Source organism: Bacillus sp. LR_5 (assembly GCF_042709275.1).
The window spans coordinates 1-883 of record NZ_JAVAXX010000651.1 but is presented as its reverse complement, the minus strand read 5'-3'; the positions used below and the strand labels follow the sequence as shown (position 1 = coordinate 883).

Here is an 883-nt window from a genome sequence, read left to right as displayed (position 1 = left end):
GTGTTTCCTCCTCTATAGACGTGTGACCTTAACTTCAGGAAGAAGCTGCTGGACAAATTCTTCTGTTCCAAGTTCTTCAGAGAACGCGGTAGCACTGCCTGAAGTAACTCCTAAGCGGAATGCTTCTTCAAGCGGCAGCTGTTTGGAAATTCCGGCAAGGAAACCTGCAACAACGGAATCCCCTGCTCCGACTGAGTTTACCAATTTCCCCTTTGGCACGTTAGCAAAATAAACAGCTTCGTTCGTAAACAGAAGCGCTCCGTCTCCGGCCATTGATACGATTACATGTTCAGCGCCTTGTTCTACAAGCTTTTTCCCATAAGGAACGGCTTCCTCAACAGATGTAATGGCCGTGCCGAACATTTCTCCAAGCTCATGATGATTTGGCTTCATCAAAAATGGTTTCATTTCTGTTGCTTTCAAAAGAGCCTCGCCTGAGATATCCAGAACAACTCGTGCGTTCTGCTGTTTGCAGGCCTCTGCGATTTTTTCATAAGTATCATGAGGGAGTGAAGATGGAATGCTTCCTGCAAGAACAACGATATCTCCCTCTTGCAAAGATTGGAACTGTTCTAAAAAGGCTTTGAAATCTTCATCCGAAATTGTCGGTCCCTGCCCGTTAATTTCAGTTTCATCACCCGTTTTCAGCTTTACATTGATACGGGTATCCCCTTTTACTTCAGAAAAAGCTGTTTCCAGGTTTTCTTCCCGTAAAAATGTTTTGATATATTCTCCGGTAAATCCGCCGACGAATCCGAGCGCTTTAGACGCCACATGGTGTCTTTTCAGCAGTCTCGATACGTTGATGCCTTTGCCCCCTGGATACTTGGTATCATACGAAGAACGGTTCAGGCCTCCTACAGTAAAATCTTCAACGTGAACT

The 883-nt window shown here is 45.2% G+C and carries 1 protein-coding gene; it reads right to left on the bottom strand.

Annotation, left to right across the window (positions count from 1 at the left end):
• Positions 1-12 precede the first annotated feature (12 nt).
• Positions 13-883, bottom strand: an 871-nt coding sequence (gene pfkB, locus RAC86_RS39255) for a 1-phosphofructokinase (protein WP_377887014.1), incomplete at its 5' end; no start/stop codon positions are given.